The following is a 20,156-nucleotide window of genomic DNA, read 5'->3' as shown; positions in this document are numbered from 1 at the left end:
CCGCCCTTTCCTTTTGGACCAACCCGCTCCGCTGCAAGGAACCATGCCATCCCCCTCCCGTTGGCCTGCCATCAGGGAGAGTTTTCATGAAGGATGCGCTCGGACAACCGATCGATGCAGAGCGGCCCTACCTGCTGCTGCTGCTCGCCGGGCTCGGCTTTTTCGGCTGCGCCTCGCTCGTCGGCGGCACCATCGCCGCGCAGATCGTCGTGCCGGGGCATGACTGGATCGCCGACACGATCAGCGATCTCGGCGCGGGCGAATGGGAGATCATCATGGATGTCGCGCTCTACGGTTTTGCCGCGGGGCTCTTCGCCATGGCGCTGGCGGCGTCGCATGTGCATCTGGGCGGCATCGGCTGGTCGGCGGGCGTCGTGTCGCTCGCGATACTCGCGGCGCTGGTCGTGGTGGTCGGCGCCCGCAACGAATACGGCGATGGCGATAGCGATGGCGTCGTCATCCACATCTATCTCGTCTACGGGCTCGGTGCGCTGTTCCTCGCGACGCCGCTCAGCATGGCGGCGGGGTTCGGACGCGACCATCCATGGGCCCGCTTGGCCCTGATCGGTCTCGCGATCGCATGGGCGGTCGGCGCGCCGCTGTTCCTGATGGCGCCCACGACGATCGACGGTCTGGCGGAGCGGATCCTCGGCCTCATCGCCTGCGCCATCCTCGCGGTGATGGCCTATGTGTTCTGGCGCCGTGGGCTCGATGCCCGCGAAGGCCGGCACTAACCGCCGAGCATCCATTCCCCGTCCGGCCAGAAGGCGTGAAAGGCAAAGGCGAAGAGCACGTCGTGGGGAAGGTCCTGGCCCTGCGCGTCGCGCACCCGCACATTGCCCACGTCGCGGCCCTGCGCGACCTGCGCCGCATCGAGCGGACTGGCCTGCCCGGCCTCCCAGGTGATCGTGACGCCCGCCTCCGAAACGGTGCCCGCCTCCCGCAGCCTTGAGAACGGCCAGGCGCGGCCCCCGACTCGCACCACCCGCATCAGGGGCGCGATGCCATGCGGCGACATCTCGCCCGCGTAGAGGAATGGTCGCGAGGCGCTGTCATAGCTTACATAGGGGTTGCGCCCATAGGCCCGGCTCCAATCCGGCTCGTCCATCACCAGCCCGTCCGGATAGGCCGTTCTGAACCGCTCCCAGCTATCCATCCAGGCGGGCAGCAGTTCCAGTTCGGCCCCGGTCATTTCGCCGACGATGCCGGTGCCGATGGCCTGTTGCCACCAGCTTTCGGTCTGGCGGTCATACATCACCATGTCCGAGGCACGCAGCATGCCCGAGACCCCGAAGGACAGCGTCTGCCCCGCGACCCGGCGGTCGAACACCATGCCGGAATTGCATAGCGGGCAATAGGTGACGGCCACCGGCACCCCGCCGGCCGCGTCGTTGACGATCTCGTGCCACAGCAGGTAGCGGATCGGATAGGCCCGGGCCGGACCGCCGGCGGCCGGCCAGACCATGACCGGCTCTGTCGCCCCCAGCCGCGTCTCGGAGGCCGCGGGGATCATCCTCGGCTCGTCGATCGCCGGAATGCCGTCCTTGGGTGGGCCGCCGGACACGATCTCGGACCAGTCGGAAATGCTTGCCTGAGTGAAATCGGTGTTCGGCCATTGGCCTTGCCAGCGTGCCGGCTCGGCGCTGGCCGCTCCGGCCAGAGCGATGGCGGCGATGATCGTCCAGATGCGCATGTCGCGTCCTCCCCCGGGGCCAGCCTGCCCGACGCCCGGCGCCGCCGTCACCCTGCCTCACCGCAAGGTGACGGCGCGCGAGTCGGCGTGTGCCGTCAGGGTGGCGCCGCCGTGACGAACCGGCTAGACGGACCGCGAGACATGCTACGGACCACGCCCATGCCCAAGACCATCCTGAAGCGCTGCGAGCAGAACGGCCTGCGCCTGACCGAACAGCGCCGGGTGATCGCGCAGGTGCTCGAGGCGGCGGACGACCACCCCGATGTCGAGGAGCTGCACGCCCGCGCCGCCGCCGAGGATGCACGGATCTCGCTGGCCACGGTCTATCGCACGGTAAAGCTGTTCGAGGAGGCGGGCATTCTCGAAAAGCACGAGTTCGGCGACGGGCGTGCCCGCTACGAGACCACCGATCGCGAGCATCACGACCACCTGATCGACATGCATTCGGGCGAGGTGATCGAGTTCGTCGATGACGAGATCGAGGCGCTGCAGGAGCGCATCGCCGAGCGGCTCGGCTACAAGCTGATCGGGCACAGGCTCGAACTCTACGGCGTACCCGCCAAGAAAGAGAGCTGAGATGGAGAACCTGCGCGGCAGTCTTCTCATGGTTGCGGCGATGCTCGGTTTCGCGCTCGAGGACATGTTCATCAAGCTCCTTGCCGGCGCGCTGCCGGTGGGACAGATCCTGATGCTGCTGGGCCTCGGCGGCGGGCTGGCCTTCGCGCTGATGGCCCGCGCGCGGGACGAGGCGCTGTGGTCGCCCGATTTCCTGCACCCTGCCGTGATGGCGCGCAATCTCGGCGAGGTGATCGGAACGGGAAGCTTCATCACCGCCGTCGCGCTCTCGCCGCTCGCCACGGCCACCGCGATCGCGCAGTCGATCCCGCTTCTCGTGACGCTGGGCGCGGCGCTGTTCTTCGCGGAGCCGGTCGGCTGGCGGCGCTGGAGCGCGATCTGTGCGGGCCTTGTCGGCGTGCTGCTGGTGATCCGCCCCGGCGCCGACGGCTTCACCCCGATGTCGCTCTTCGCGCTCCTGGGCGCGATCGGTCTGGCGGGCCGCGATCTCGCCTCGCGCCGGGTGCCGCGCGCGATCTCCTCGACCAAGCTGTCGGTCTATGCCTTCCTGATCCTCGTGCCGGTGGGCTACGCGATGGTTCTCGTCGCCGGAGAGCGGCTGGTCCAACCAAACCCGACCCAACTGGCGATGCTGGCGGGCGGCGTGGTGATCGGCGTGGCGGCCTATTACATGCTGACCGCCGCGACGCGGATGGGCGAGGTCTCGGTGATCGCGCCCTACCGCTATACCCGCCTCATCTTCGCGTTGGTGATCGCCGTCTCGGTCTTCGGAGAACGGCCCGACGCGCTCACCTATCTCGGTGCCGCGATCATCGTCGGCTCGGGGATCTACACGCTTCTTCGCGAGGCCCGGCTCAGGCGCGCTTCACGCCGGGTCACGCCCGCGTTATAGAGCCCACGAACCTTCCCACAGGAGACTTCCATGAGCACGATCATCGACATTCACGCCCGCGAAATTCTCGATAGCCGGGGCAACCCGACGGTCGAGGTGGACGTGATCCTCGAAGACGGCACGATGGGCCGCGCCGCCGTGCCCTCCGGCGCCTCCACCGGCGCCTACGAGGCGGTCGAGAAGCGCGACGGCGACAAGTCCCGCTACATGGGCAAGGGCGTGCTCGAGGCGGTCGCGGCGGTGAATGGCGAGATCGCCGAGGCGATCCTCGGCATGGACGCGACCGAGCAGGTCGAGATCGACCAGACCATGATCGAGCTCGACGGCACCGACAACAAGGGCCGCCTCGGCGCCAACGCGATCCTCGGCGTGTCGATGGCGGTCGCCAAGGCCGCGGCCGAGTTCACCACCCAACCGCTGTTCCGCTATGTCGGCGGCATGTCGGCCCGCGTGCTTCCGGTGCCGATGATGAACATCATCAATGGCGGCGAGCATGCCGACAACCCGATCGACATCCAGGAATTCATGATCATGCCGGTCTCCGCGACCAGCATCCGTGAAGCCGTTCGCATGGGCTCGGAGGTGTTCCACACCCTCAAGAAGGAGCTTTCGGCGGCTGGCATGTCCACCGGTCTCGGCGACGAGGGCGGCTTTGCCCCCGAGCTTGGTGGCACCCGCGAGGCGCTCGACTTCATCCTGCGCTCGATCGAAAAGGCTGGCTACAAGCCCGGCGAGGACATCTACCTCGCGCTCGATTGCGCCGCGACCGAGTACTACAAGGGCGGCAAGTACGAGATGAAGGGCGAGGGCAAGTCGCTGAGCTCGGCCGAGAACGTCGCCTACCTGCAGGCGTTGGTGAACGACTACCCGATCATCTCGATCGAGGACGGCATGTCCGAGGACGACTGGGATGGCTGGAAGATGCTCACCGACGCCATCGGCGACAAGGTGCAGCTCGTGGGCGACGACCTCTTCGTCACCAACCCCGCCCGCCTCAAGGACGGCATCGAGAAGGGTTCGGCCAACTCGCTGCTGGTGAAGGTCAACCAGATCGGCACGCTGACCGAGACGATGCAGGCCGTGGAAATGGCGCAGCGCGCGCGTTTCACCTGCGTGATGTCGCATCGCTCAGGCGAAACCGAGGACGCGACCATCGCCGACCTCGCCGTCGCCACCAACTGCGGCCAGATCAAGACCGGCTCGCTCGCGCGCTCCGACCGGCTCGCCAAGTACAACCAGCTGATCCGCATCGAGGAGATGCTGGGCGAAACCGCGATCTACGCCGGACGCTCGATCCTGCGCGGCTGAGTTCGCGACCGGTAAAGAATGAAAGGGCCGCGGCATATGCCGCGGCCCTTTGCTCGTCTCCGGGGGGTCAGGCCCCGAGTGGCATCAGTTCCACCAGTTGTAGTAGCCCTCATTGGCCTCCGGCAGCGCTTCGAGCTGCTCCTGGCTCATCCGCGTGACCAGCGAGAAGTCACCGCCGACATAGTCCCCGGCCAGACGCACCTCGCTGAAGTCGAGCACGACCTCCTCATCGCCGATGTCCAGCCAACCGCCGGTTTCGATCACGAGGCCGATCATCTGGCCGTCGGCGGAGATCACGATGTCCTCGACCTCGCCGATCTCTTCCCATTCGGCATCGACTTCCTCGTAATAGGGCGTGTCGACCCAGACGGTCTCGTCATACTCCGCCTCGAGCGTGTAAATGTTCGAGCCGATCAGGCTTTCGGCGCGGATCGTGTTCGACAGGTTGTCGGCGGTCAGGCGACCCGAGCCCATGCCCATCTCGGTATGGGCTTCGGCAAGAGCGCCGCCGGCAGCCAAGGTGAGGCCGAGAGCGAGAGCGGTGGTGTTCATCATGCGGGTCATGGCGTTTCCTTCTTCTTGCGTTTTCACGTTCGGCGGGTCAACGATGCCCGCCGCCACCAGTTCCAAGACGAGGCCGATCCCTTGACCGTGACACCGCTTTCTCCCGGCCCAAGGCATTACGATGCCCGCGGGCTCATCTGCCCGCTGCCAGTGCTCAAGGCGCGCAAGATCCTCGCCGGGATGGCGCAAGGCGAAGTCCTCGAGATCATCTGCGATGATCCCGTGGCGCGGATCGACCTGCCCCATTTCTGCGCCGAGGCGGGGCATGAGCATCTGGGGCTGGTCGAGGAGGATGGCGCGCAGCGGCATCGCATCCGGCACGGCTAGCGAACGAAAGCGGCGGTTTCGTTCCGCTGCGGCGGTAGCCCAAGTGTAGCCTCGAATGAGAAAGGCCGGGCAGGTTTCCCTGCCCGGCCTTCTTGTCTCTGCTCGGCCAGCCCGGCTCAGCGGCCGATCGACCACCAGCCACGGCGACGCGGCTTCTTGCCGTCGTCCTCGGCCCCGGCATCCACCGTCTCGCGCGGGGTCTCGACCTCGGGCTCGGGCGCCTTGCGGGTTTCGGCGACCGTCTCTGCCACCTGTTCGGCCACTTCCGGCATCACCTCGGGCGCGCTGGAAGCCGGGGCTTGCTCGGGCTTGTCGCCGCCTTGGGCTTCAGCGGCCCCGGCAGCTGCCGGCTCGGCCTCGGCCGGAACCGGCGCGGTCTCGGCGACCTCCTCGGGCTTCGGCTCGGCCTTCTTGCGGCGAGTGCGCTTGGGCTTCGGCGCGGGCTCGGCCTCACCGGCAGGCGCGGCCTCGGCCTCGGTCGGCTCGGCCTTCTTGCGACGCGTGCGCTTGGGCTTCGGTGCCTCTTCCGCAACGGGCGCGTCGGCCTCGGCAGGCGCGGCGGGCGTAGAGTCCTCGGCCGTTTCCTTCTTGCGGGTCCGGGTACGGGTCCGCTTCGGCTTGGCTTCCGGCTCGGGTGCGGCTTCGGCCGCTGCCGCAGGCGCGGGTTCGGCGGTCTCGGGCTCCACTGTCGCTTCGACCTCGGCCTCGGCCTCGGCAACCGGCGCGGCCGCCGGCTCGGCAACCACCTCGGGAGCTTCGGCGGGCGCCTCGTCCGCTTCGGCCTCGGTCACGTTCCGATCCTCGGACTGTTCCTCGCCCTGCGTCTCGGCCCCTTCGCCGTTGCCGCCGCGACGACGACGTCGACGACGACGCTTCTTGCGCGGCTTGTCGTCCTCGTCCGTCGCCGCGCGCGGCTCGTCCTGAGATGCGCTCTCGGTCGCGGCCTCGGTGCTCTCCTCGTCTTCCTCGTCCTCTTCCTCGATATCGAGGTCGATCTCGGCGTCGAGTTCCTCCATCAGCGCGGCGGTCGAGACGACGGGTGCGGCTTCGGGCACGGTCCGGGTGGCGGTCTTGAACTTCTCGACCACGAAGTCGGGCGACACCAGCGTCGGATCCCCCTCGACCCGCACGGCCATGCCGTAACGCTGCTCGATGGCGGCCACGTGCTCGCGCTTGTGGTTCATCAGGAAGTTCATGATGGCGTAGGGCACGCGCACCAGCACCTCCTTGGTACGACCCCGAACGCCCTCTTCCTCAAGCTGGCGCAGGATCGCCAGGGCGACGTTCTCGTCGGAGCGCAGCAGGCCGGTGCCGTGGCAATGCGGGCAAGGCTGGGTGGTGGCCTCGAGCATGCCGGGGCGCAGGCGCTGGCGGCTCATCTCCAGCAGGCCAAAACCCGAGATGCGCCCGACCTGGATCCGCGCGCGGTCGGTCTTCAGCTTGTCCTTGAAGCGTTTTTCGACCGCGGTGTTGTTGCGCCGCTCGTCCATGTCGATGAAGTCGATCACGATCAGACCGGCGAGATCGCGCAGACGCAGCTGGCGCGCCACCTCGTCCGCCGCTTCGAGGTTGGTCTTGAGCGCGGTCTGCTCGATCGAGCCTTCCTTGGTGGCGCGGCCCGAGTTGACGTCGATGGCGACCAGCGCCTCGGTGACGCCGATCACGATGTAGCCGCCGGAGGGAAGTTGCACGGTCGGGTTGAACATGCCCGCGAGATAGCTCTCGACCTGATAGCGCGCGAAGAGCGGCAGGCTATCGGTATAGGGTTTCACGTTTTTCGCATGCGACGGCATGATCATTTTCATGAAGTCGCGCGCGATCCGGAAGCCCTCGACACCCTCGACGATCACCTCGTCGATATCCTTGGAGTAGAGATCGCGGATCGACCGCTTGATGAGGTCGCCTTCCTCGTAGATCTTGGCGGGCGCGATCGACTTGAGCGTCAGCTCGCGGATCTGCTCCCACAGGCGCTGGAGGTATTCGTAGTCACGCTTGATCTCGGACTTGGTACGCTGCGACCCGGCGGTACGGATGATCAGCCCCGCGCCTTCCGGCACATCCATTTCGGCCGCGATCTCCTTGAGTTTCTTGCGATCGGCGGCATTGGTGATCTTGCGAGAGATGCCGCCGCCACGGGCGGTATTGGGCATCAACACGCAGTAGCGACCCGCGAGAGACAGGTAGGTGGTCAGCGCCGCGCCCTTGTTGCCGCGCTCCTCCTTGACGACCTGAACCAGCATGATCTGCCGGACCTTGATCACTTCCTGGATCTTGTAGCGCTTGGGACGCGGCTTGCGCGCCGGGCGCACATCCTCGCTGTCATCCTCGTCGGCGACGCTTTCGATGTCCTCGTCCTTGGTGGCGGCGTCGGCCTCGTCCTCGTCGTCGCCCTCGGGGTCGATGGTTTCCATGCCGGAGACGGCGTCGCTGTCTTGGCTGGCCACGGCGTCGGTGTTGGCATCGGATGCGCGGCGGCGCGAGCGCGAGCGGCGGCGGCGCGGGCGGTCGCCCTCCTCGCCATCGGTCTCGCTTTCGTCCTCCTCAGCCTCCGCGGCCTGCGCAGACGCGGCCTCGGCCTCGGCCTTCAGGCTCTCGGCATAGGCCTTCTCTTCCGCGAGCAGCGCTTCGCGGTCGGCCACGGGAATCTGGTAATAGTCGGGGTGGATCTCGGAGAATGCGAGAAATCCGTGCCGGTTGCCGCCGTAATCGACGAAGGCCGCCTGCAGCGACGGCTCTACGCGCGTGACCTTGGCGAGGTAGATGTTTCCGGCGAGCTGACGGCGGCTCTGGCTTTCGAAGTCGAATTCCTCGACCTTGTTTCCGTCACAGACCACGACGCGGGTTTCCTCCGCGTGCGTGGCGTCGATAAGCATTTTCTTTGCCATGTTATCCATTCGCATGATGCACCGGGCGGCGCCCCCGGGGGGAGGCCTGTCGGGCGTTCATGTCCGATTGTGGCGATCAAGCGCGTATCGGCCTCCGCGCGGCCCCTCGGGGCCGTCATCGGGTCGCCTGCATGCTGCGCGCGTTGCATCGCGGTTCTTCCTCGCCCCCTCGGGGGCCGTTCATGCCCGTCGGCCACCTCCGCGGAGGCGGGTCGACCGGGGTCAGGTATGCGGTCCCTCTCGGGGCCGGTCTCGTCCGCCGCCGGTGCCGGGGTACCCCGTCGCAAAGGTGGCGGAAAATCCGTCCGGGCCGGGGCGCCAAGCGCCCGCCCGTTCCGACCTTCATAGCGGCACTTGTCCACATGACACAATGACGAATGTGAAAGACCGCCCCGAAGGGCGGCCCGATCCGTGACAGATGCCGTTGGATTTCAGAGATAATCGGAGCGCTGCAGCCCGTATTTGGCCATCTTCTCGTTCAGCGTCCGGCGCGGCAGGCACAGCTCGTCCATCACCGCGACGATCGAGCCCTTGTGGCGCCGCATCGTGTTGTCGATCAGCATCCGCTCGAAGGCCTCGACGAACTCCTTGAGCGGCTTGCCTTCGGTGGTCATCGCCTGATCGCTCTGCTCGTCGCCATCGCTCATCAGCAAGGAGGCGATCGAGCCGGAGCCGCGACGGTTCTGCAGCACCGCGCGTTCGGCCACGTTGATCAGCTGACGCACGTTGCCGGGCCAGGGCGCCTGCAGCAGCTGCGCCGCCTCCTGCGCGCTGACCTCGGGGGCGTCGCAGCCATACTCGTCGGCGAACTGCTCCGACAGCCGAGTGAAGAGCGACAGGATGTCCTCGCCGCGCTGCCGAAGCGGCGGCACGACGATCCTGAGCGCCGCGAGCCGGTAGTAGAGGTCCGGGCGCAGCACGCTCTCGCAGGTCTTGCCCTCGTCCTGCAAGTTGCAGATCGCGACGATGCGGGTCTCCGCGGGCGTACCCTGGTCGTTGATCGCGGTCAGGAGCCGCGCCTGCATCGCGCTCGACAGCGCCTCGATGTCCTCGAGCACCAGCGTGCCGCCGCGCGCCTCTTCGAGCGCCGGGATCGGCTCGTCCTCGGCCGCCGGGCCGAACAGCCGCGCCGCGAGCCGCTCCTCGTCATAGGCGGAGCAGGAGATCAGCACGAACTTCTTCGAACCTCGGGAGCCCACCGCGTGCAGCGCATGCGCCACCAACGTCTTGCCGGTGCCGGTCTCGCCCTCGATCAGCACGTGGCCATCGGCCTGGCCGAGATCGAGGATGTCCTCCTTGAGACGCTCCATCACCGGCGAGGAGCCGATCAGCTTGTTCATCAGCGCCGAGCCGTCCGACAGTTCGCGCCGGAGCGCCCGGTTGTCGAGCACCAGCCGTCGCGCGTTGCTGGCCTTCTTGGCCAGCTCGGTCATCCGGTCCGGGTTGAACGGTTTCTCGAGAAAATCGAACGCCCCGAGCCGCATCGCCTCGACTGCCATCGGCACGTCGCCATGGCCGGTGATCATGATCACCGGCAGCGTGCTGTCGACGCTCTTAAGCTTGCGCAGGAACTGCATGCCGTCCATGCCGGGCATGCGAATGTCGCTCACCACGATCCCGGGGTAATCGGCGGTCAGCCCCTTGAGCGCCTCCTCGGCGCTGGCAAAGCTCTCCGTGTCAAACCCCGACAGCGCCAGCCACTGACTGATCGACTGGCGCATGTCCTTTTCGTCGTCGACGATGGCGACCTTCATGGTCTTGCTCATTCGAGCCCCCTATTCCGCCGCAGCCATACCTTCTTCCAAGATAGGCAGTTGCACTTCGAAAACAGCCCCGCCGCCGGATGCGTTCCGCGCGGTCAGCCGTCCACCGAGATCGTTGACGATCCCCGATGAGATCGCGAGCCCCAGACCGACACCGTCGCCGGGCTGCTTGGTTGTATAGAACGGCTCGAACAGCGCATCGAGATTCTCGATGCCCGGGCCGTTGTCATGCACGGTCAGAACGACGGCATCCTCGACCGTGAGCGTGATGTCGATGCGCGGGTCGCGCACCTCCTTGGTCGCGTCGAGCGCGTTGCGAAGCAGGTTGATGATCACCTGTTCGAAGCGCAGCCGATCCCCGAGGATCATCGCCGGCCCCGAGGGCAGCGTGCGGTTGATCGCGACCGACCGGGTCTTGAGCTGCGGCTCCATCATGGCAAGCGCCGAGGATAGCGCGGCCCGGGCATCCACCGGCTCGAAGGCCTGATTGCCCTTGCGGGCATAGGATTTGAGCTGGCGGGTGATCGCGCCCATCCGGTCGATCAGGTCGTCGATGCGCTGGAACGAGGACAGCGCCTCCTCCGGGCGGCGGCGCTGCAGCAAGAGCCGCGCCCCGGCGAGATAGGTCTTCATCGCCGCCAGCGGCTGGTTCAGCTCGTGGCTCACACTGGCCGACATCTCGCCCAGCACCGCGAGCTTCGAGGATTGCGCGATGGTCTGCTCGGCGCTCTCGAGGTTGCGCTCGACCTGCTGGCGCTGCGCGATCTCGCGCTGCAGCCGCATGTTGAGCCGCCGCAGCTGGTCGCTTTCCCGGCGCACCAGCAGGAGCCGCGAGGCCGATTTGCGCGAGCTGAGCCAGAAGGCGAAGGCCAGGAGCATCGCGAAGCCCATGATCTCGAGCGCCAGCACGCCGTTCACCTTCTCGCGGACGCTGCTATAGGCGGTGAAGGTGACCATCTTCCAGCCCTGGAACGGCACCCGCAATTCGCGACGCATCACCGCCTCGCCGCGCAGATATGCGTCGATCGGCAGGGCGGTCCAGTCGGTGGCGAGGAAAGCGCGCTCGATCGCCGAGGGCGCGCTCTGTCGCTCCAGCGCCTCGCTCTCGGGCAGGCCGCGCCAGCGCGGCTCGGTCGAAAGGATGATCTCGCCCGAGCTGTCGGTGACCAGAACCGCGTCCGAGGTGCCGGCCCAGCTGCGTTCGAGCTTGGCGAGGTCGACCTCGACCGAGATCACGCCGAGCGTCGCGCCGTTGCTGTCGACCTTGCGCGAATAGAGGAAGGCATAGCCGCCGGTTTCGCGCCGGAAGATGGTGAAGACCGTGGAATTGGCGCGCATCGCATCGACGAAATAGGGCGCCGCGCGATGCGTCTCGCCAAGCCGGTTGCGATCGGTCGCCGCCACGATGCGGCCGTCGCGATCGTAGAGCACGAGGCTCGCCGCGCCGATCTCGTCGACGAAGGAGAGCAGCCTCTGGGTCGAGCGCGAGAAATCCGACGAGGACAGCGCGCCGATCAACTCGGGGTCGCGCGCGAGCAGCTGCGGCACGATGGAGTTGCGCTGCAGCTCGGAAATCAGGTTGCCGACATAGAGGGTGAGCCGGACCTCGGCGCGATTGCGCGTGGCCTCGGTGAAGCGCTCGGTCAGCAGCACGTTGGTGATCCAGATCACCGCCATCGCGGCGAGGCAGAACAGGGCCAGCGCGATGCGCGGGCCCCAGCTGCGCCTCGGCTTGGGCGGTCTGGGTATCTGGGTCGACATGCCGAAGGGTTTACGCGGCCCCGCGCCTCGCGGCAAGCGGGGCCCGATCACGCCGCCTGCGGGCGGGCGTGAGGCGGATCGAGGTCAGGCCGAGACCAGCGCGCCCACGAGACCGTCGAACAGGCCGCGCCCGTCGGTGCCGCCATGCCCGGCATCGACCGCCCGCTCGGGATGCGGCATCATGCCGAGCACGCGGCGGTTCTCGGAAAGGACCCCGGCGATGTCGCCGGTCGAGCCGTTGGGGTTGTCGCCATAGGTGAAGGCGATCCGGTCCTCGGCCCGCAACCGCTCCAGCGTCGGCTGGTCGACGAAGTAGTTGCCGTCGTGATGCGCGACCGGGATCCGCAGCGACGCGCCCTTGGCGTAGCCACGGGTGAAGTCGCTGTCCGTGGTCGCCACTTCGAGCGGCACGGTCTTGCACACGAAGCGAATGCCGGCATTGCGCATCAGCGCACCCGGCAGCAGCCCGGTCTCGGTCAGCACCTGAAAGCCGTTGCAGACGCCGAGCGCATAGCCCCCCTTGTGGACGTGATCGATCACGGCGCGGCAGACCGGCGACTGCGCGGCGATGGCGCCGCACCGCAGGTAGTCGCCGAAGGAAAAGCCGCCCGGCACGGCGACCAGATCGATGCCGCGCGGCAGACCGTCATCCTTGTGCCAGACCATCTCGACATCGGCGCCAGCGGCGCGCAGGGCGACGGCCATGTCGCGGTCGCAGTTGGAGCCGGGGAATACGATGACGGCAGCCTTCATGGCGGGCATCCTTCGGGATCTGGGGCGGCGGCGCCGCGAAAGGGAAATCGGGGCGAGGGGCGGCGACGCCCCTGCTCGGGAAGTCAGGTCGGCGGTGGCGCCCTCCCCTGCAACCACCGCCGCATCGCTCCCGGTGCTCAGGCCCCCCAGAAAGGAAGCCGAGCGGTGCCCGAAAGCGAAACCTGGTCCAAAGACGCGAACGCCGCCCCGAGAGGCGGCGTGCGACCTCAGCTCAGGTCGATCTTGTAGCTCTCGATCACCGTGTTGGCGAGAAGTTTCTCGCACATCTCGGTCACTTGGGCCTCGGCCGACGCCGCGTCGGTCTCCGCGAGGTCCAACTCGATCACCTTGCCCTGCCGGACGCCCTCGACGCCGTCGAAGCCCAGCGCGCCCAGCGCGTGGCGGATCGCCTCGCCCTGGGGGTCGAGAACTCCGGTCTTCAGCATCACCTGCACGCGAGCCTTCATGCGCGCCGCTCCTTCTTGTCGATCTGGCTTGTCGGTCTGGTCTCGCCCGCGGCGTCAGTTGATCAGCGTCGGACGGGGGCGATGGGTCACGTTGGAGGGCAGTACGCCCAACCGCCGCGCCACCTCGGTATAGGCGTCGGTGAGGCTGCCGAGATCCTTGCGGAACACGTCCTTGTCGAGCTTCTGACCGGTCTCGATGTCCCACAGCCGGCAGCTGTCGGGCGAGATCTCGTCGGCCACGACGAGGCGCTGGAAGTCGTTGTCCCAGATCCGGCCGATCTCGATCTTGAAATCCACCAGCTTGATGCCGACGCCGTGCATGACGCCCGACATGAAGTCGTTGACCCGCAGCGCCAGCGCCACGATGTCGTCGAGATCCTGCTGGGAGGCCCAGCCGAAGGCGATGATGTACTCCTCGGGCACCAGCGGATCGCCGAGCTTGTCATCCTTGTAGGAGAACTCGATGATCGGACGCGGTAGCGGCGCGCCCTCCTCCAGACCCAGCCGCTTGGCCATGGAGCCGGCGGCGAAGTTGCGCACGATGACCTCGAGCGGAATAATTTCCACCTGACGAATCAACTGCTCGCGCATGTTCAGCCGCTTGATGAAGTGCGTCGGCACGCCGATCGACTGCAAACCGGTCATGAAGAACTCGGACAGGCGGTTGTTGAGCACGCCCTTGCCCTCGATCACTGCCTTCTTCTCGGCGTTGAAGGCGGTCGCGTCATCCTTGAAATACTGGACCAGCGTTCCCGGCTCGGGGCCTTCGTAGAGGATCTTCGCCTTGCCCTCGTAAATCTTCTTGCGACGTGCCATGCGCTCTCCACGGGGTTTCGCGCGCCAGAACCCCGGATGTCGGGGCGACGCAACGTTTCCGTGACAGGATTGCTGCGTGACGCGGCCTTGGCCGCCTCATAGTGCAAGCCCCCCTTGCGGGCAAGGTGTCCCGGGACGTATCCTTGTGGCCTAGGACGGAAGCGTGGAAAGGCAAGTCACATGACACTTTTCGATGAACGCGAGCACGCTTTCGAGGCGAAGTTCGCCCATGACGCCGAGATGAAGTTCCGCGCCGAGGCGCGGCGCAACCGCAAGCTCGGTTTCTGGGCCGCCGGCCTACTGGGCAAGGAGGGCGACGAAGCCGCGGCCTATGCCCGCGAGGTCATCAAGGCCGAATTCGAGGAGGCGGGGCAGGACGACGTGTTCCGCAAGCTCCGCCGCGACATCGGACACCTGCTCAGCGACGCCGAAATCCATGAGAAGATGGCAGCCTTCAACGCGGAGGCGAAGGCCGAGCTCGTCGAGGAAAATTAAACCATCTTAACCAAGCGCTGCTGGTGGCGCCGCGCGCCCTGATGGCGCGCGCTTAAATTCCCTTTCACCCCTGACCGATACCGTCCGGCGGAGCGCCGCGGCAGTATCCCTGCCTGCCATTGCTCAGGAGACGCCATGACCGCCTCGCCCGGCCCGCAACTTGCCTCCCGCCTTGGCCGCCTCGCGCTTCGGCTGCTGCCGCTCGCTGCCCTGGCGTTGGGCGGACTGCTGCTTGCCCGGCGACTGGAGACGGTCGATCTGGGCGCGGTCGTACCGGCGCTTGGAGCCTTGCCGCCGGCACAATGGATCGGCGCCTTGCTCTGCACCGGGCTGAGCCTCTGGGCGCTGGGTCAATACGACGTGGTCTTGCATCGCGCCATGGGCACCGGCGTGGAGCCGCGCCGCGCCCGCGCCGCCGGCATCCGCGCGATGGCCATCGCGCAGACTGTCGGCTTCGGCAGCCTCACGGGGGCATTGGTACGCTGGCGCAGCCTGCCGGAATGCGACCTGTGGCTGGTCACGCGCCTGTCGCTCTGGGTCTCGATCTCCTTCATGGGCGCGCTTGCGATGCTCGGCGGGCTGTCGCTCCTGCTGCTCGACGGGCGGGTGCTGCTGGCAGCGGTGCTGGCGCTTGCGGTGATCGTGCTGGCGCCGAGGCTGCCACGGCTGCCCGGGCTGCCACAGATGCGCGCGGGCACCCTGCCCCGGCTGATCGGCTGGACCGCGATCGACACCTGTGCCGCCGGCGCGGTGATCTGGCTGCTGCTGCCACAAGGGGTGGACGTGCCGGTTTCGGCGGTGGTCTTCGCCTATCTGGCGGCGCTGGGCGCAGGTCTCGCAAGCCAGAGCCCCGGCGGCGTCGGGGCCTTCGAGCTGTGCCTGCTGGCGCTGCTGCCGCAGATCGCCGAGACGGACCTCGTCGCGGCGATGCTCGGCTACCGGCTGATCTATCACGCGATCCCGGCCATCGTGGCGCTGGCGCTGCTGGTGCGGCCGGTGGCCCCGGTCGATCGTCCGGCCTTGCTGCTGGCAACCGGTGCGGCGCGGCATCAGGCCATGGCGCGCGCGCCGCAGGCGGAATGGGGCCTCGCGCATCAGGGTGCGGCGATCCTGCTGTCGCGCAGCCTCGAGCATGGCTGGCTGGTACGCCGGGCCGGCGGCACCCTGACCGCGATCGGCGAACCGCTCGGCCGGCCCTGCCTGGCCGAACTGCGCGCCCATGCGCAGCGCGCCGGGCTTGGCGTCGCGCTGTACAAGGGTGGCGCCCGGCTTGCCGTGCAGGCCCGCCGCGCCGGCTGGGCGGTGGAGCGCATCGCCACCGAGGCGGTGATCGACCTCGTTCGCTGGAGCCCGGACCGGCCTGCCTGCCGCAACCTGCGTCGCAAGCTCAAGTCGGCTGCGAAGGCCGGCGTGCGAACCGAACTGGCCACCGGGCCGCTGCCGCTCGCGGACATGGAGGCCGTGCATGGCGACTGGACCTTGCGCAGCGGCGGCGAGCGCGGCTTTTCGATGGGGCGGTTCTGCCCGGAATTGCTGGGCCAGCAGATGGTCGTGTTGGCCTGGCAGGGCGAACACCTGCTGGGCTTCGCGAGCTTTCATGGCGGCCGCGAGGAATGGACGCTCGACCTGATGCGTCAATCGGCCGGGGCGCCGGACGGCACGATGATGGCGGCGATCTCGACCGCGATCGAGGCCGCCCGCGCGGCCGGCATGGCGCGGGTTTCGCTCGCCGCCCTGCCCGAGTTGCCGGGCTGGCTTCCCGGCTGGGCCCGCGCCCGGATCGCGGCGCGGCCCGGTTGCGCCGGCCTGGAGCAGTTCAAGCGCGGCTTCGGCCCCGACTGGCGCCCGCTCTACATCGCCGCGCCGCACCGCGCGGGGCTCTTGCGGGCGGTGATCGAGATCGCCCGTGCCGTGCATGATCCCGCCCCGCTCGGTGCCGAGCCGCCCATCGCCGACATTGAAATCGGGGGCCGTCCGGTGCAGAAGGACCCGGACACCGCCCGGCGGCCGATCCGGCTTCCGGTCCTTCGCGGCGCCGCGCCGCGCTTCACTGACCAGACAGGCCCCGTTCATGACCGACGCGCTTACACGACTTCTCGAAACCCGTGACTGGCTGCTGGCCGACGGGGCGACCGGGACCAACCTGTTCAACATGGGGCTGAGCTCGGGCGACGCGCCGGAGCTGTGGAACACCGATCAGCCCGAGAAGATCCGCAAGCTCTATTCCATGGCGGTCGAGGCCGGCTCCGACCTGTTCCTCACCAACAGCTTCGGAGGCAACGCCTCGCGGCTCAAGCTGCACCAGGCTCAGGACCGGGTATTCGAGCTGAACAAGGCCGCGGCCGAGCTGGGCCGCGAGGTCGCCGACAAGGCGGGCCGCCCGGTGATCGTCGCGGGATCGGTCGGACCGACCGGGGACATCATGGCACCGATGGGCAGCCTCACCCATGAGCTCGCGGTCGAGATGTTCCATGAGCAGGCCGAGGGCCTCAAGGCCGGTGGCGCCGACGTGCTCTGGGTCGAGACGATCTCGGCCGGCGAGGAATTCCGCGCCGCGGCCGAGGCCTTTGCCAAGGCCGACATGCCCTGGTGCGGCACCATGAGCTTCGACACGGCGGGGCGCACGATGATGGGGCTGACCAGCGCCGACATGGTCAAGATGGTCGGCAAGATCCCCAATACCCCCGTCGCCTTCGGCGCCAATTGCGGCACCGGCGCCTCGGACCTGATGCGGACCGTTCTGGGCTTTACCGCCGCCGGGGCCGAGCAGCCGATCATCGCCAAGGGCAATGCGGGCATCCCCAAATATCAGGACGGCCATATCCACTACGATGGCACGCCAGAGCTGATGGCCGATTACGCCTGCCTCGCCCGGGACGCCGGCGCGACGATCATCGGCGGTTGCTGCGGCACCATGCCGGATCACCTCCGCGCCATGCGCGAGGCGTTGGAGACACGGCCCGTGGGCGAACGTCCGACGCTCGAGACCATCGTCGAGAAGCTGGGCGGCTTCTCCTCGGCCTCTGACGGCACCGATGGCGCGGGCCCCGAACGCGCGGCACGGCGCGGCCGCCGCCGGAGCTGAGGCCAAGAGAAAAAAGCCCCCGCGACCATCCGTTCGCGGGGGCTTTTCATTGGCCGCCGGCAGATCAGAGATCGTAGAGCGCGCCGAACTTGGTTTCGAGATAGTCGAGCAGCGGCGCTTCGGAGGGCACGGCACCGCAGGCCGCCTGGATCGTCTCGCGTGGCGACATCAGCGCCCCGTGGCGCTGCACCTTGTCGCGCAGCCATGTCGTGGCACCGGACAGGTCGCCGCGCGCCAGTTCCGCTTCGAGCTCAGGACGGTCGGCCCGCAGCGCGGCGTGCAGGCAGCCCGCATATACATTGCCAAGGCTGTAGGTTGGAAAGTACCCCATCAGCCCCACCGACCAATGCACGTCCTGCAGGCACCCGTTGGAGGGCTTGTCGACGGCAAAGCCGAAATCGGCAGCGAAGCGATCGTTCCAAGCCGCCTCCAGATTGCCCACGTTCAGGTCGCCGGACATCAGCGCCCGCTCGAGATCGAAGCGCATCAGCACATGCAGATTGTACTGCACCTCGTCCGCTTCGGTGCGGATATAGCCGTTCGAGACCCGGTTGAGGGCGCGGGCGAACTCCATCGGGTCGTCGATGCCGATATTGCCGAAGCTGTCGCGCATGCGTCCCAGCAGCCAGCCGGCGAAGGCCGGCGAACGGGCAAGCTGGTTCTCGTAGATCCGGCTCTGGCTCTCATGCACGCCCATCGACACGCCGCGTCCGATCGGCGTCAGCAGGTAGTCGGGCTCGACATTCTGCTCGTAGCTGGCGTGACCCACCTCGTGGATCGTCGAGTAGAGACAATTGAAGGGATCGGCCGGATCGGTGCGGGTGGTAACGCGCACGTCGTTGCCAGAGCCCGAGCAGAACGGATGCACCGCCTTGTCGATGCGCCCGCGCGCGAAGTCATAGCCGAACAGCTCCGCCAGTTCGCGCGTGAGCGCCAGCTGCGCCGTCTCGTCGAAGCGGCCCGAGAGCGCGGCGGGCTGCGGCTTGTCCAGTATCGCCCCACGCAGCGCCACGAGGCGCGGCCGCAGGGCGCCGAACATCTCGTCGAGTTCGGCGGCACGCGCGCCCGGCTCGTAGTCGTCGAGCAGCGCGTCGTAGACGTCGCCGCCCTGCGCCAGGGCCTGACCCTCCTCCTGCCTGAGCGCCACCACGCGCCGCAGGGTCGGCAGGAAGGCCGCGACATCCTCGGTGGCGCGCGCCTCGGCCCAGACGCCCTGCGCCACCGAGGTGACGCGGGCAATCTCGGCGGCGAGTTTGGCAGGCACCTTGTTCGCGCGCTCGTAAGCCCGCCGGACTTCGCGCAGATTGGCCTCGGCCACCGCATCGGTCGCCTGCGCGGCGGCGAGCCAGTCCCCGATGCGCGGATCGGTGCGGCGGGCGTGCAGAACGCCCTCCATCGCCGCGCTCTCCTCGCCGCGCTGGGCAGCGGCGCCGCGCGGCATCACCGTCTCCTGGTCCCAGCCGAGCCGTCCCGCGACCTGCGCCAGCGCCTCGGTCTCGCGCGCATGCGCCATCAGTTCATCGTAAGCGGTCATTTGCGGAGCTTCCTGAGCGACTGGACATGAGGATAGCGGGCGAGGAAGCGGGCGCGCAGGATCAGCACCCACAGCAGCACCGCGCCGAGCTGGTGCGTGATCGCGGCGTGCAGCGGCGCGGCATAGAGCGCCGTGACGATTCCGAGCACCATCTGCACCACCAGCATCGCCAGCACCGCATTGACCGCGAAGCGGGTCGCGCGGTGCGGCGAGCGGCTGCCGCGGAACCACACGACGATCCCGAGGACCAGCAGCAGGTAGCCCGCCATGCGGTGGATGAACTGCACCAGACCCGCATCCTCGAAGAAGTTGCGCCATAGCGGCTCGAGCTGGAACGGATCGGGCGGAAAGAAGCTGTCGCCCATCAGCGGCCATGTGGGAAAGGCCCGTCCGGCGTCGATCCCGGCCACCAGCGCGCCGAGGATGATCTGGACGAAGCCCAGATGCATCAGCCCGGTCATGCCGCCCCAGAGCTTGCGCTCGGCCGAGCGGCGCGCCTGCAGCAGGTCGACTTCACGGCGCCCCAGCTTGAGCATGTACCAGGTGATCAGCCCGAGGATCGCGAAGGCGAGGCCGAGATGAACAGCGAGGCGGTACGAGGCGACGCTGATCATGCCGTCCTGCAGCCCGCTATGGACCATCCACCAGCCGACCGCGCCCTGCAGGCCGATCAGCACGCCAAGGCCGAGAAAGCGGCTGGACCAGCCGGCCGGAACCCGGCGCGCCAGCAGGAAGCCGGCGAAGCCCAGCCCCCAGACGAGGCCGATGGTCCGACCGAGCTGCCTGTGCCCCCATTCCCACCAGAAGATCGGCTTGAACTCGGCCAGCGTCATGCCTTGGTTCATCAACTCGTATTGCGGGCTGGCCTGGTAATTGGCGAACTCGACCTCCCAATCCTCGGCCGAGAGCGGAGGGATCGCGCCGGAGACCGGGGCCCATTCGGTGATCGACAGCCCGCTGTCGGTGAGCCGGGTCATGCCGCCGACGAAGACGATGCAAACGACCAGCGCGAACAGCAGGCCGAGCCAGATCCGCAGCCCGCGGCGCGCATCGGCGCGGCCCCGGTCGATGCCGCCGGGGGTGGCGACCGACTTGCGGGTCGTGCCGACCTCCTCGAAGATGGAGCGGGGCCGTTTGTCCGCCTGTTTCGCCATGTGGATGCCTCCGGTCTGATCGGCGCGCAGCCTAGGCGCGCGCCCTTCGGACGGCAACACCCGCCCCGTCAACGGCTTGGAAC

Annotated in this window: 18 protein-coding genes; 8 read left to right on the top strand and 10 right to left on the bottom strand. The window is 67.9% G+C overall.

What is annotated here, in order from left to right:
• Positions 1-86: 86 nt before the first annotated feature.
• Positions 87-734, top strand: a complete 648-nt coding sequence (locus tag O4G76_RS04870) for a DUF998 domain-containing protein (RefSeq protein ID WP_269396260.1) — start codon at positions 87-89, stop codon at positions 732-734.
• On the opposite strand, the gene O4G76_RS04865 is transcribed toward O4G76_RS04870, so the two are convergent.
• The gene (locus tag O4G76_RS04865; RefSeq protein ID WP_269396259.1) at positions 731-1,693 is read right to left on the bottom strand and encodes a DUF3179 domain-containing protein; all 963 of its coding nucleotides are present in this window, start codon (positions 1,691-1,693) and stop codon (positions 731-733) included. The two genes, O4G76_RS04870 and O4G76_RS04865, sit on opposite strands and share 4 nt — an antisense overlap.
• 159 nt (positions 1,694-1,852) lie before the next feature.
• On the opposite strand from O4G76_RS04865, the gene O4G76_RS04860 reads away from it, so the two are divergent.
• The 3 genes from O4G76_RS04860 to eno are packed head-to-tail and all read left to right on the top strand — an operon-like array spanning position 1,853 to position 4,469.
• Entirely contained in the window at positions 1,853-2,269 is a 417-nt protein-coding gene (locus O4G76_RS04860) for a Fur family transcriptional regulator (RefSeq protein ID WP_085896673.1), read from the top strand.
• A gap of 1 nt (position 2,270) precedes the next feature.
• Positions 2,271-3,161 carry a DMT family transporter gene (locus O4G76_RS04855; protein ID WP_269396258.1) on the top strand — a complete coding sequence of 297 codons (891 nt, stop codon included), beginning with the start codon at positions 2,271-2,273 and terminating at the stop codon, positions 3,159-3,161.
• 30 nt (positions 3,162-3,191) lie between these two features.
• Positions 3,192-4,469, top strand: a complete 1,278-nt coding sequence (eno, locus tag O4G76_RS04850) for a phosphopyruvate hydratase (protein ID WP_085896675.1) — start codon at positions 3,192-3,194, stop codon at positions 4,467-4,469.
• 84 nt (positions 4,470-4,553) lie between these two features.
• Here eno and O4G76_RS04845 read toward each other — a convergent pair whose 3' ends face one another.
• Entirely contained in the window at positions 4,554-5,033 is a 480-nt protein-coding gene (locus O4G76_RS04845) for a PRC-barrel domain-containing protein (protein ID WP_269396257.1), read from the bottom strand.
• A 15-nt stretch (positions 5,034-5,048) separates the two neighbouring features.
• On the opposite strand from O4G76_RS04845, the gene O4G76_RS04840 reads away from it, so the two are divergent.
• The gene (locus O4G76_RS04840; protein WP_373568007.1) at positions 5,049-5,360 is read left to right on the top strand and encodes a sulfurtransferase TusA family protein; all 312 of its coding nucleotides are present in this window, start codon (positions 5,049-5,051) and stop codon (positions 5,358-5,360) included.
• Between the two features lie 116 nt (positions 5,361-5,476).
• Here the strand turns inward: O4G76_RS04840 and O4G76_RS04835 are convergent, their stop codons facing one another.
• The 6 genes from O4G76_RS04835 to purC form a co-directional block, all read right to left on the bottom strand.
• Positions 5,477-8,245 carry a ribonuclease E/G gene (locus tag O4G76_RS04835; RefSeq protein WP_269396256.1) on the bottom strand — a complete coding sequence of 923 codons (2,769 nt, stop codon included), beginning with the start codon at positions 8,243-8,245 and terminating at the stop codon, positions 5,477-5,479.
• Positions 8,246-8,676: 431 nt separating this feature from the next.
• Positions 8,677-10,011, bottom strand: a complete 1,335-nt coding sequence (locus O4G76_RS04830; RefSeq protein WP_085896678.1) for a sigma-54 dependent transcriptional regulator — start codon at positions 10,009-10,011, stop codon at positions 8,677-8,679.
• 9 nt (positions 10,012-10,020) lie between these two features.
• The gene (locus tag O4G76_RS04825) at positions 10,021-11,769 is read right to left on the bottom strand and encodes an ATP-binding protein (protein WP_269396255.1); all 1,749 of its coding nucleotides are present in this window, start codon (positions 11,767-11,769) and stop codon (positions 10,021-10,023) included.
• An 84-nt stretch (positions 11,770-11,853) separates the two neighbouring features.
• Positions 11,854-12,522 (bottom strand): phosphoribosylformylglycinamidine synthase subunit PurQ, encoded by a 669-nt coding sequence (purQ, locus tag O4G76_RS04820; RefSeq protein ID WP_269396254.1) that lies wholly within the window; start codon positions 12,520-12,522, stop codon positions 11,854-11,856.
• Positions 12,523-12,749: 227 nt separating this feature from the next.
• Positions 12,750-12,989 carry a phosphoribosylformylglycinamidine synthase subunit PurS gene (gene purS / locus O4G76_RS04815; RefSeq protein ID WP_085896681.1) on the bottom strand — a complete coding sequence of 80 codons (240 nt, stop codon included), beginning with the start codon at positions 12,987-12,989 and terminating at the stop codon, positions 12,750-12,752.
• A 54-nt stretch (positions 12,990-13,043) separates the two neighbouring features.
• The gene (gene purC / locus O4G76_RS04810; protein WP_085896682.1) at positions 13,044-13,805 is read right to left on the bottom strand and encodes a phosphoribosylaminoimidazolesuccinocarboxamide synthase; all 762 of its coding nucleotides are present in this window, start codon (positions 13,803-13,805) and stop codon (positions 13,044-13,046) included.
• Positions 13,806-13,985: 180 nt separating this feature from the next.
• Here purC and O4G76_RS04805 point away from each other — a divergent pair, with 180 nt between their 5' ends.
• The 3 genes from O4G76_RS04805 to bmt all read left to right on the top strand — a co-directional run bounded on the left by O4G76_RS04805 (position 13,986) and on the right by bmt (position 17,385).
• On the top strand, positions 13,986-14,300 hold the full coding sequence (locus tag O4G76_RS04805) for a DUF1476 domain-containing protein (RefSeq protein WP_085896683.1): 315 nt from the start codon (positions 13,986-13,988) through the stop codon (positions 14,298-14,300).
• A 135-nt stretch (positions 14,301-14,435) separates the two neighbouring features.
• Complete coding sequence (locus O4G76_RS04800; protein WP_269396253.1) at positions 14,436-16,409, top strand: phosphatidylglycerol lysyltransferase domain-containing protein; 1,974 nt, start codon at positions 14,436-14,438, stop codon at positions 16,407-16,409.
• Positions 16,372-17,385 carry a betaine--homocysteine S-methyltransferase gene (bmt, locus tag O4G76_RS04795; RefSeq protein ID WP_269396252.1) on the top strand — a complete coding sequence of 338 codons (1,014 nt, stop codon included), beginning with the start codon at positions 16,372-16,374 and terminating at the stop codon, positions 17,383-17,385. Before O4G76_RS04800 ends, bmt begins: the two co-directional genes overlap by 38 nt.
• 64 nt (positions 17,386-17,449) lie before the next feature.
• Here the strand turns inward: bmt and O4G76_RS04790 are convergent, their stop codons facing one another.
• Both O4G76_RS04790 and ctaA read right to left on the bottom strand, forming a co-directional pair.
• A complete protein-coding gene (locus O4G76_RS04790) occupies positions 17,450-18,919 on the bottom strand; it encodes a carboxypeptidase M32 (protein WP_269396251.1) in 1,470 nt (489 codons plus the stop codon).
• Complete coding sequence (gene ctaA, locus O4G76_RS04785; RefSeq protein WP_269396250.1) at positions 18,916-20,073, bottom strand: heme A synthase; 1,158 nt, start codon at positions 20,071-20,073, stop codon at positions 18,916-18,918. Before ctaA ends, O4G76_RS04790 begins: the two co-directional genes overlap by 4 nt.
• Positions 20,074-20,156: the final 83 nt, after the last annotated feature.

It is taken from the genome of Limimaricola sp. G21655-S1, assembly GCF_027213785.1.
In the GTDB taxonomy this organism is placed as follows: domain Bacteria; phylum Pseudomonadota; class Alphaproteobacteria; order Rhodobacterales; family Rhodobacteraceae; genus Limimaricola.
The sequence above is the reverse complement of the archived record's forward strand: the minus strand, read 5'-3'. Positions and strand labels throughout refer to the sequence as shown.

Coding starts and splice junctions, on each gene's coding strand:
- O4G76_RS04870 (WP_269396260.1), top strand. CDS start 87: ATGAAGGATGCGCTCGGACAACCGATCGATGCAGAGCGGCCCTACCTG.
- O4G76_RS04865 (WP_269396259.1), bottom strand. CDS start 1,693: ATGCGCATCTGGACGATCATCGCCGCCATCGCTCTGGCCGGAGCGGCC.
- O4G76_RS04860 (WP_085896673.1), top strand. CDS start 1,853: ATGCCCAAGACCATCCTGAAGCGCTGCGAGCAGAACGGCCTGCGCCTG.
- O4G76_RS04855 (WP_269396258.1), top strand. CDS start 2,271: ATGGAGAACCTGCGCGGCAGTCTTCTCATGGTTGCGGCGATGCTCGGT.
- eno (WP_085896675.1), top strand. CDS start 3,192: ATGAGCACGATCATCGACATTCACGCCCGCGAAATTCTCGATAGCCGG.
- O4G76_RS04845 (WP_269396257.1), bottom strand. CDS start 5,033: ATGACCCGCATGATGAACACCACCGCTCTCGCTCTCGGCCTCACCTTG.
- O4G76_RS04835 (WP_269396256.1), bottom strand. CDS start 8,245: ATGGCAAAGAAAATGCTTATCGACGCCACGCACGCGGAGGAAACCCGC.
- O4G76_RS04830 (WP_085896678.1), bottom strand. CDS start 10,011: ATGAGCAAGACCATGAAGGTCGCCATCGTCGACGACGAAAAGGACATG.
- O4G76_RS04825 (WP_269396255.1), bottom strand. CDS start 11,769: ATGTCGACCCAGATACCCAGACCGCCCAAGCCGAGGCGCAGCTGGGGC.
- purQ (WP_269396254.1), bottom strand. CDS start 12,522: ATGAAGGCTGCCGTCATCGTATTCCCCGGCTCCAACTGCGACCGCGAC.
- purS (WP_085896681.1), bottom strand. CDS start 12,989: ATGAAGGCTCGCGTGCAGGTGATGCTGAAGACCGGAGTTCTCGACCCC.
- purC (WP_085896682.1), bottom strand. CDS start 13,805: ATGGCACGTCGCAAGAAGATTTACGAGGGCAAGGCGAAGATCCTCTAC.
- O4G76_RS04805 (WP_085896683.1), top strand. CDS start 13,986: ATGACACTTTTCGATGAACGCGAGCACGCTTTCGAGGCGAAGTTCGCC.
- O4G76_RS04800 (WP_269396253.1), top strand. CDS start 14,436: ATGACCGCCTCGCCCGGCCCGCAACTTGCCTCCCGCCTTGGCCGCCTC.
- bmt (WP_269396252.1), top strand. CDS start 16,372: ATGACCGACGCGCTTACACGACTTCTCGAAACCCGTGACTGGCTGCTG.
- O4G76_RS04790 (WP_269396251.1), bottom strand. CDS start 18,919: ATGACCGCTTACGATGAACTGATGGCGCATGCGCGCGAGACCGAGGCG.
- ctaA (WP_269396250.1), bottom strand. CDS start 20,073: ATGGCGAAACAGGCGGACAAACGGCCCCGCTCCATCTTCGAGGAGGTC.